This window comes from Klebsiella sp. YJ (genome assembly GCF_002108615.1).
GTDB lineage: Bacteria > Pseudomonadota > Gammaproteobacteria > Enterobacterales > Enterobacteriaceae > Klebsiella > Klebsiella planticola.
Genome location: NZ_MTEG01000080.1, coordinates 1 through 3,456, shown reverse-complemented (window position 1 = coordinate 3,456; position 3,456 = coordinate 1). Strand labels below are relative to the sequence as shown.

The following is a 3,456-nucleotide window of genomic DNA, read 5'->3' as shown; positions in this document are numbered from 1 at the left end:
GTTGGTGATTTTGAACTTTTGCTTTGCCACGGAACGGTCTGCGTTGTCGGGAAGATGCGTGATCTGATCCTTCAACTCAGCAAAAGTTCGATTTATTCAACAAAGCCCATTACCCATGTATGTTAGCCATAGCGATCAGCTACCGCAGGAAACAAAACGTGAGATCCTTTCCCAAAACGTTAAAGGTGCTACGTCGTGCCATTGGGAAAAAAATCCCGTTAAGTCACGTTATCATAGTGACGTCTCGGCATACTCCACAGAAGCTATTTTTCCTTTGTACAAAAGGCTTTTCGCTGTTTTGTGGTTGCATATTACGACTCTATTATGTAGATTTAATAGACAGTTGACGATGGCGTCAACTGACTTGATAGGTTCCACATGGGTGGAGCAATCGCCATGAGACACATGGGTGTCCAGGCTAAGGTGGGTATATGTTACACGCACAAGCTAAAACGAAGAACCAGCGCTCGATTCAGACCATTCGTGACAATACGAGTGTAATCGCGAGCTTTGAACCTCGTTCTATGTTTCCTGACACTGTTGAAGTGCGTAGGATGCTGAACCGTACCCAGAAGGATTCGCAGCACTTTATCGTTACCCTGAAAAGCGACCTCAAGCGAGCGCTGGACACGACTGTTGTTAAGCCATTTGCGGAGATCGCCATTCGTGGTGAGAACCTGCGCTTTACCGTGAAGCCTGAAAAGCAATATCCAAACCTGTCTTTAAACGACGAAGTTATTGGAATGATTGAAACATCAGTTGCTGATTTCATGGAAAAGCACTTTTCTGCTCACATCAATCACCGTGAAGCTAAAAATCAGGATTGCAAAAAGGAATGGCACCTTCTCTAATCGGCGACAATTACGCCAAAGATCTTTCCCAACTCCCGTCTTTCCCAGGCGGGAGTTTTGTTTCACACACGTCATGCTTCATCCTGCCTGACGACGTCGTAATTCTCCGCCTAACGGAAACAACCTACGATAGCGCCGATTATCATCACATAGCGGTAGTGGAAGAAGTTGCCTTCACCGATCCTGAGTTCATTGCCAGCCACATCGACGATTTGCGTGACAACGACGGGTTGGAAGACAGTGAGATCGTTGATCGCATCATGGTTCTTGAGATGGAGGACGAGGGCAAATCTGAAGTGATTGCTCGATTTGCTTATGATAATTTCTCTTTCATAGACCCAAACGGAAACCCAGCTGAAGGTAAGCAAATACGAGGCGCTTATGTTACGCCTGAACGAGCTGGTGCTGGTTTGGCGGGGCAGATTTACCGTCATCTGACGGAAGTCCACAAACATCTAATCTGCGATAACACCCAAACAGTTTATGGGGCAGCCCTATGGGCAAATACAGTTCGCAACGTTGTCGGCCGCGTTGATATTTACAACGTAGCTAAACATGAGTATGTCGAAGAGTTAGGTGATGGAGCCAAAGGGGTAAAAGGCTTCATACCTTGGGACATCGGGAAACTAAACCCCTCATCGTTGGGCAAGTGGCAGCAATATCCCTTCAACCCGAATATCCAGCAATGTTATTACCTGGTGTTGATCATTTCAGCTTAAAAAAACCGCTTCGGCGGGTTTTTATTCCCCCAAAAATCAGATCATTGCCTACAAGCTGGCCTTTACACCGTGGCCGCTCCGCATTGAGCTAATAGGCACATGACCTGCCCCCAGTTGATTGGCTCAAGGCATTGCTAGCAACCCCCATGGCGATTCAATTACGAACGTCTGCTTTTCGCTGTGAGTTCAACCGATGGATGCAACACATTGATTGAACCGTTCTGCGGGTGATTCATAGTCTAGCGTTTTTCTCGGCCTTTCGTTGAGCTGTCTGGCAACACTGTTAAGTCTTTGCTGGCTGTGAACCGATAAGTCAGTTCCTTTTGGAAAATATTGTCTGAGCAATCTGTTCGTATTTTCATTTGAGCCACGTTGCCAGGGAGATTGAGGATCACAAAAATAAATCTGAATGTCTGTCGCTATAGTAAATCGTGTGTGGCTGGTCATTTCAGCGCCACGATCCCAAGTTAATGTTTTATAAAGCTCAGCAGGTAATTCCCGGGCTTGTCTGATGAGTGCAGATATAACCGTTATGGTCTTGTTGTCTCTGATCTTCGCCAGCATAACAAAACGAGAACGACGTTCTACGAGGGTGATGATATAGGAGTTTTTCGAGCCCTGGATCAAGTCACCTTCCCAGTGACCTGGGATGGCTCTGTCAGCCGCCTCTGGTGGCCTTTCGCTGATAGGTATCGTGTTCGGGATTGACCCTAATCCTTTCCCTTTAAGCGATGACGTTCTGGATCTACGCACTGCTCTTCCGCTTCTGAGGCATTGCTGCAGCTCTTTTTTTAATGCTCCCCGGGTTTGTATAAAAAGCGTTTTATAAATCGTTTCGTGTGACACATGCATTTCCTGATTATCCGGATAACAGCGTTTCAGCCAACCGGCGATCTGTTCCGGCGACCAGTCCTGATGCATCTTCTCTGCAATGATTTTACACAATGCGGGGCTTTCAATTAGCTTGCAAGGTTTTGGTCTCAGAGCATTTTCCTACGCAGCAGTATCGGCTTTTGCTGCACGGTACTGTTTGGCACCTCCGTGCCTCTTGACCTCGCGGCTAATTGTTGAGGGCGCTCTTGATAATTTGGCAGAGATGTCCCTGATGCTCAGTTTTGCTGCCAGTCCTCTGGATATCTCCTCTCTTTCATCAAGCGAAAGCGCTAACGGTGCCGCTTTCGCACGGGAGGACGGTAGCCACCTGCTTGGTGAATTGTAGGCATGATAGAAGAATGAAACCTGTCGAACATTCTGGCGATATCATGCAGGGAATCACCTTGCTTATATCTGTCCCAGATAATCGCCTTCTGCTCTGGCGTGTAGTTAATCCGAGTTCTTCGTTTCATGACAACGTCCCCCTTGATTAAGGATAGCGTTGCATCGACCCGTTGAACTCACAGCCAAAAGCGGACAAAGCTGAAATCGTCATGTACTTATCAACGTGACGTAAGCCAGCCAGCTAGTTGGTGATGGGAGTGAATTGTCAAAAGTTGTAGCCCCTACCGGCTTTGTTGAATAAATCGAACTTTTGCTGAGTTGAAGGATCAGATCACGCATCCTCCCGACAACACAGACCATTCCGTGGCAAAGCAAACGTTCAGAATCACCAACTGGTCCACCTACAACAAAGCTCTCATCAACCGTGGCTCCCTCACTTTCTGGCTGGATGATGAGGCGATTCAGGCCTGGTATGAGTCGGCAACGCCTTCATCACGAGGAAGGCCCCAGCGCTATTCTGATCTCGCCATCACCACCGTTCTGGTGATTAAAAGCGTATTTCGGCTGACCCTGCGGGCTGCGCAGGGTTTTATTGATTCCATTTTTGCCCTGATGAACGTTCCGTTGCGCTGCCCGGATTACACCAGTGTCAGTAAGCGGGCAAAGTC

At 47.7% G+C, this 3,456-nt stretch carries 4 protein-coding genes and 1 pseudogene; 3 read left to right on the top strand and 2 right to left on the bottom strand.

Annotated elements, in window-relative coordinates; genetic code table 11:
• The coding region (locus tag BV390_RS31780; protein ID WP_224261798.1) for a hypothetical protein at nucleotides 1-75 on the bottom strand (75 nt) is incomplete at its 3' end.
• Nucleotides 76-431: 356 nt separating this feature from the next.
• Here BV390_RS31780 and BV390_RS30150 point away from each other — a divergent pair.
• Both BV390_RS30150 and BV390_RS30145 read left to right on the top strand, forming a co-directional pair.
• Entirely contained in the window at nucleotides 432-851 is a 420-nt protein-coding gene (locus tag BV390_RS30150) for a hypothetical protein (protein ID WP_064190320.1), read from the top strand.
• Nucleotides 836-1,570, top strand: coding sequence for a hypothetical protein (locus tag BV390_RS30145; protein ID WP_064190319.1), 735 nt, complete (start codon nucleotides 836-838; stop codon nucleotides 1,568-1,570). Before BV390_RS30150 ends, BV390_RS30145 begins: the two co-directional genes overlap by 16 nt.
• A gap of 186 nt (nucleotides 1,571-1,756) precedes the next feature.
• On the opposite strand, the pseudogene BV390_RS30140 reads toward BV390_RS30145, so the two are convergent.
• Nucleotides 1,757-2,916 (bottom strand): annotated as a pseudogene (locus BV390_RS30140) (IS30 family transposase).
• 190 nt (nucleotides 2,917-3,106) lie between these two features.
• On the opposite strand from BV390_RS30140, the gene BV390_RS30135 reads away from it, so the two are divergent.
• Nucleotides 3,107-3,456 (top strand): transposase (locus tag BV390_RS30135; RefSeq protein WP_139156024.1); only part of this gene is annotated, 350 nt, incomplete at its 3' end.

Excerpts from the sequence above, each read along its gene's own strand:
- BV390_RS30150 (WP_064190320.1), top strand. The coding sequence starts at position 432 with ATGTTACACGCACAAGCTAAAACGAAGAACCAGCGCTCGATTCAGACC.
- BV390_RS30145 (WP_064190319.1), top strand. The coding sequence starts at position 836 with ATGGCACCTTCTCTAATCGGCGACAATTACGCCAAAGATCTTTCCCAA.